The organism is Phyllobacterium sp. (assembly GCF_037994405.1).
GTDB lineage: Bacteria > Pseudomonadota > Alphaproteobacteria > Rhizobiales > Rhizobiaceae > Phyllobacterium.
Genome location: NZ_JBBNAN010000334.1, coordinates 1 through 5,206 on the forward strand (window position 1 = coordinate 1; position 5,206 = coordinate 5,206).

Consider the following 5,206-nt stretch of genomic DNA (forward strand, 5'->3'; position numbering starts at 1 on the left):
CGCTAGGCCCCATAGGCCGTAGGCTGGCATTTCGGTACTCATGACGGGTTCCTTTCATCGGGTTGGCGGTGGCTACCGTGATCCTGATGCCCGCCGTGCCCACCATGCATGAACATGTGCATGAACAAGCACGCGAACGGCAGCACCCAGAACAGGGCGCCCAAGACGTGGGCGCGGTGCTCCGTGAACAGGAGAAAGCCTCCGATCGCCAGGAACCCCATGAGGACAAGTCCGGTCCGCGACGCCAGGAAGCTGCCTTGCGGCTCGTTTTGATTTTCGTGGTGATGCATGGACATGAAACGCTCCCATTAGATGATATGGCCGCCGCTGCCGTCTAGCGGGCGTGGTATGTCGACTAGTGCTTCCGAAGCGTGTTCCTTGGACTCTACTCGTTCGCAACGGTCCTCGTCTAATGCCATCCCGAGTATCTTCTATCCGAACTGACAGGGCCTTGATGCAAATCAATCGGGTCCGAAACGCTCAAACTTAATCTTCCTGACCGTTACAACGCCTCCTGTCCTTGGTCCCTGATTTAAGTCACATTGCTGCACTCTGCCTGAGGCCCCCTTCTGCCGATGGTTGTGTGGGAGAATGCTTTGCACTCCCTTGAACGAGGCGATATCGAAATAGGTCCTTGAACATTTGATCTGGCGCAAATTCGCCAATTCATTTCGCGCCTATGGTGAAGTGTAAGCTGCAGCAGCTGCGTTGTTGCCGTGAAAAAGCGGCAGGACGTTTTCGCAACGAAGCTAGAGCTGCCAGTGAAATCGACCCGAACGAGCCTGGCACAAGGAGTTTCCTATGACATTAACTGCATTTCCCCGTGCGGCGATTCTCGCCGCCATTGTTGCCATTGGTATGCCAGCTGCCGCCGTCGCACAAACGCCCGCGGCCGATCCACACCATCCTGATGCGACATCCTCACAGGCAACACCATCGCCCGAGACCGGAGATATGACTGGCCAAGGCCAGAGTGAGCAGCCCGCTCAACCCGGTATGATGCCGCCCGGAATGATGGGCCGGAACATGATGCAACCCGGCATGATGGGCGGAATGCCCATGATGGGCATGCGCGGACATATGATGAAGATCATGTTCGCGATCGCCGACGTCGATGGTGACGGCGCACTTTCCTTCGAGGAAGTGACAACGATCCACAAGCGAATCTTCGACAAGGTAGACGCCAATAAGGATGGCAAGGTGACGCCTGAGGAGGCTCAGGCTTTCATGCGGGAATAAGATGTGGGAAGTGTCAGGGGGGAAGTGTGGTTGAGGAAATCTAAAAAGGCCAAAGGTTTTCTCAAAGCACCGCTGATAACCGTTGTTCAGACGACGAGCACAGGAGCAAAGCCGCCCCCGGGCGTCCTGAAATTCGTGGTCTGGCCCTGGTAGAGGCGCGCCGCCGCGAGAAGCACCCGGCCATCATAAGTATAAAGCCGTACGTCCATTTTGCGCGGCGTCAGCGCGCCATCAATCTCGATCATGCGCTGCCCGGGTGCGGCATAAGTCTGGGCCACGTACCCACCCCGGGCAATCTCGACCCACACCCCTTTGGTCACCTTGTCACCGCGGTAAACCGCCTTGCTGCCGTGGCCGGAGAGAGGTTTGAAAAATTTGTCCTTGCGCGATTGCCACATCGCGTCCGCAGTGTCGGGCGTGATCAGCGTGGTCCGCGGAACGCTGGCGAGCCGCAAGCGCAACTCTTGGGCGAGGCCATAGGCCTCCAGGGCGACCGGGTCGGACAGCAGCGTCAGGTTGCGCTTGGCCGCAGACAGCGCATGATTGTGCGGATTGGGTGTGACGACCACCGCGCCGTCGCGATATGCGGCCCGGAGATCTGCGTGCTCCGGATCATCGAGTGAGAAATCGACCAGGCGATTATAGACGAGGTCGATCTCGTGCCCGCCGAGCCGAAGCCTGCCGCCTTCATATCGCAACTCACTCGCGTCGCCGATCACGGCGTCGATGCCATGCTTCCGTAACAACTGTCTGGCAAGCAGGAATTCAGGATAAAGGTATTGTTCCGCTGGCTGATCATCGACGATGGCGATCCTTTGCGGCCAAGGCGAACCGGCACCGTGCTGGCGTCGCCACTCTTCCCGAAACATCGCGACAACTCGCGATTCGAAATCATTGTCCCTTGTGTCGATCAGCCCCTGTTCGACTTCAGCACAGCAGGCTTTCTGGGCCCTGGCCAGCAACGCATTAAGGAAAGCGCCGCCGGCATTGGTATTCACTTCGATCAGCTTTGGACCATCATCATCGAGATGGAAATCGTAGTCCATCAGCGCACCGACCGGACCAAAATCTCGCTGCGCGATTTCCGGGGCCCAGGAGAGGACAGCGTCACGGTAGCCTGGCAATTTGGTCGCCACCTCGATGGCATCGACAATCCCGCTCATCTCCTCAATGACGGACTTGGAGAGGAAGACCGGAAGACGTGAAATCAGGTGCGGCCGCGACTTTATGAAAGCTTCATAGAAGTCCGGATCGCCTGCCTCATGATTCATAGCCGTCCAAAGCGCTTTCTGATCAAGGGTAATACAGAAGCAATTCCGATTAAGCCGGGCCGACGTGGATCCACCGGCCTCTGCTACATTGGGATCCGTGAGCACATTCATGTCTCGTCCTCGCCTATTATCGGGCGCTTTCCCCATGGAAGGGCGACAGCTGTTTGCGGCGTCCATCAGCTTGCTGTCTTGACCGCCTGCGCCCTGCCTGCCTGAAGGGACAAAGTCCAATCCACCTCGGACAGTTGATTCCCCATTTAAGCGCTTCACAAGTTCTGACTTTGATTTGCGTCAAAGCGCCGGCCTTAGACAACAAATATGAATCGACCTGACTTATCTCCACTTCCTCGCCATGCCCGTCCTGATCGCGGGCAGTGCAGTTGCGAACAGCTTCTGCAGTCCTGAACGAACCGAGGATTTCAGATCTGGAGCTGAAAACCGAAGAGGATGACGATGAAACGCCGAGATTTGCTGAAAGGTGCATTTGCCGGCGCGGCAGTTTTGGCTGCACCATGGTCAAGGCTCGGAACAGCTGTCGCTGGTCAGCCTGGCGGCCAGACCGGACTTGCCATTGTCCGCCGCACGATCGAAGTGAACGGCAAAGCAGCCAGCGTTTTTGGCCTCCAACGAGCCGACGGCACGCCAGGCCTTCGCTTCCGGGCGGGCGATGCCTTCAATGTCCTGCTTCGCAACGAGACTGTCGAGCCAACGATCGTGCACTGGCACGGGCTGACACCACCTTGGCCGAGCGACGGAGTCCCAGACGCGCCCCTCCCGCTGATCGCCGCGGGAACCAATCGCGGTTACGATTTCCCGGTCGGCAAGCCGGGCACCTATTGGATGCATGCCCACACGCTGCAGGAGCAAGCTCTTCTTGCCGCGCCGCTGATCGTCGCCGATCCCAACGATGATGAGAAAGACGAACAGGAGATTGTCATTCTCCTGCATGATTTCTCTTTCTCGTCGCCAGAGGAGCTGCTGGCAGGGCTGCGGGGCAAGAATACGATTGACGCCATGCCGATGGATCATGGCGGGATGGACATGGGGGGCACGCAAACCGACGCGATGGGCGGGACGGCTCATGGCGGCCAAACCATGGCAATGGACATCAACGACATCGAATACGACGCCTATCTGGCGAATGATCGCACGCTAGACGATCCCGAAGTCGTCTCGATCGAAGCCGGCGGCCGCGCCAGGGTGCGTGTCATCAACGGTGCAACAGCGACTGCGTTCACGATCGACTTAGGGGAACTCGAAGGCGAGCTGATCGCGGTCGACGGTCAGGACATCGAGCCGATCAAGGGCCGCCGATTCCCGCTAACAATGGGGCAACGCATTGACGTCCGCCTGCGGTTACCGCGCGAAGCCCGCTCTTTCCCGATCCTCGCCTTGCGCGAAGGCAGCACCGAACAGACCGGCATCATCCTGCGTCCGGCGGGCGCGGTGGTGGCCAAGATCGCGACGGCGAGCGATCGTGACGCACCGGTTCTCGATCTGATGCTCGAGGCGCAACTCCGGGCTGCTGCGCCACTAGCGTCGCGACCGGCGGATAAACTGTTCCAAATGGCGTTGACCGGTGACATGGCCACCTATCGCTGGGGCTTGGAAACCAATGAGCCGATCCTCGTGGATATGGGGGATCGCGTGGAAGTGACGCTGCGCAATACCAGCATGATGGCGCATCCAATGCACCTGCACGGGCATCATTTCCAAGTGGTTGCTATTGATGGGCGACGCTTTGCAGGAGCAGTAAGAGACACTGTTCTGCTCCCGCCAATGCGCTCTGTGACGATCGCTGTGGACGCCGATAATCCGGGCCAATGGGCCTTCCACTGCCACCACCTTTACCATATGGCAACCGGGATGATGTCGACATTCGCCTATCGCACTTAGGACATGTGATGCCGGGACTTGGCAGCGGGCTGCCAGGGCATTCACTTTGAAAGGATCGAGACGTTGCAGACCACCACCGTAGACGTCAGGGGCATCATCAGTGTCCTTGACCCACTTGGCGTCGAAAAGCAGCTTCGACAGCTCTCCGGCGTAAGCAGTGCCGAGGTCAACTTCGTTTCAGCCACTGCGACAGTGACCTATGATGAAGATAAAACGGACGTCGAAGCGATCCGCTCCACCATTCTTGAGTGCGGGTTCCACTGTCGCGGCGAAGTCGTACCACGACACGTCTGCGAACCAGGTTCGACCACGGTAGAGCCCGCAAATCCCAACGCGCCAGCTGCCCGGCACGATCACACGAGATCGGCGCATGCCGGTCATGGCGCGATTGTGGCGGCCAAAGCTCAGCACACACGTCTGCGCACTGCGCCTGCGCATGACGAGATGGCGCATGAGATGGGTCACGGCTCAGGCGCCGATATGCAGACCATGGTGCGCGACATGCGCAACCGGTTCTGGGTCGCGCTATTCTTCACAGTGCCGATTTTCATCTATTCACCGATGGGCGGAATGTTTAACCCGCCCGCGCCACCGTACGGGTTGGATCTCGAGCTGTGGCTGTTCGTTCTCGCAAGCGCTGCGATCCTCTATCCGAGTTGGCCCTTCTTCGTTGCTGCGTGGCGGGCACTCCGAAACGGGGTGCTGAACATGGCGGTGCTCGTCGTGCTCTCCGTCGGCACGGGCTATGCTTTCAGCGTCGGTTCGACCTTCTTTTTCCCGGGAGTGCAGTTCTATGAAGC

At 58.7% G+C, this 5,206-nt stretch carries 5 protein-coding genes; 3 read left to right on the forward strand and 2 right to left on the reverse strand.

Annotated features, from left to right (window positions below; translation table 11 throughout):
* Window positions 1–38: 38 nt before the first annotated feature.
* On the reverse strand, window positions 39–290 hold the full coding sequence (locus AAAC48_RS18520) for a DUF2933 domain-containing protein (protein WP_340655598.1): 252 nt from the start codon (window positions 288–290) through the stop codon (window positions 39–41).
* A 511-nt stretch (window positions 291–801) separates the two neighbouring features.
* Between AAAC48_RS18520 and AAAC48_RS18525 the strand changes: the two genes are divergently transcribed.
* Entirely contained in the window at window positions 802–1,239 is a 438-nt protein-coding gene (locus AAAC48_RS18525; RefSeq protein ID WP_340655594.1) for an EF-hand domain-containing protein, read from the forward strand.
* A gap of 86 nt (window positions 1,240–1,325) precedes the next feature.
* Here the strand turns inward: AAAC48_RS18525 and AAAC48_RS18530 are convergent, their stop codons facing one another.
* Window positions 1,326–2,621, reverse strand: coding sequence for a hypothetical protein (locus AAAC48_RS18530; protein WP_340655595.1), 1,296 nt, complete (start codon window positions 2,619–2,621; stop codon window positions 1,326–1,328).
* A gap of 342 nt (window positions 2,622–2,963) precedes the next feature.
* Here AAAC48_RS18530 and AAAC48_RS18535 point away from each other — a divergent pair, with 342 nt between their 5' ends.
* Together AAAC48_RS18535 and AAAC48_RS18540 are read left to right on the forward strand one after the other, a co-directional pair.
* Window positions 2,964–4,406, forward strand: a complete 1,443-nt coding sequence (locus AAAC48_RS18535) for a multicopper oxidase domain-containing protein (protein WP_340655596.1) — start codon at window positions 2,964–2,966, stop codon at window positions 4,404–4,406.
* A gap of 63 nt (window positions 4,407–4,469) precedes the next feature.
* Window positions 4,470–5,206: heavy metal translocating P-type ATPase (locus AAAC48_RS18540; protein ID WP_340655597.1), on the forward strand; the 737-nt coding region annotated here is incomplete at its 3' end.

What these genes read in the sequence shown, in the direction of transcription:
- AAAC48_RS18530 (WP_340655595.1), bottom strand. Translation starts at nt 2,621, where the DNA reads ATGAATGTGCTCACGGATCCCAATGTAGCAGAGGCCGGTGGATCCACG.
- AAAC48_RS18520 (WP_340655598.1), bottom strand. Translation starts at nt 290, where the DNA reads ATGCATCACCACGAAAATCAAAACGAGCCGCAAGGCAGCTTCCTGGCG.
- AAAC48_RS18525 (WP_340655594.1), top strand. Translation starts at nt 802, where the DNA reads ATGACATTAACTGCATTTCCCCGTGCGGCGATTCTCGCCGCCATTGTT.
- AAAC48_RS18535 (WP_340655596.1), top strand. Translation starts at nt 2,964, where the DNA reads ATGAAACGCCGAGATTTGCTGAAAGGTGCATTTGCCGGCGCGGCAGTT.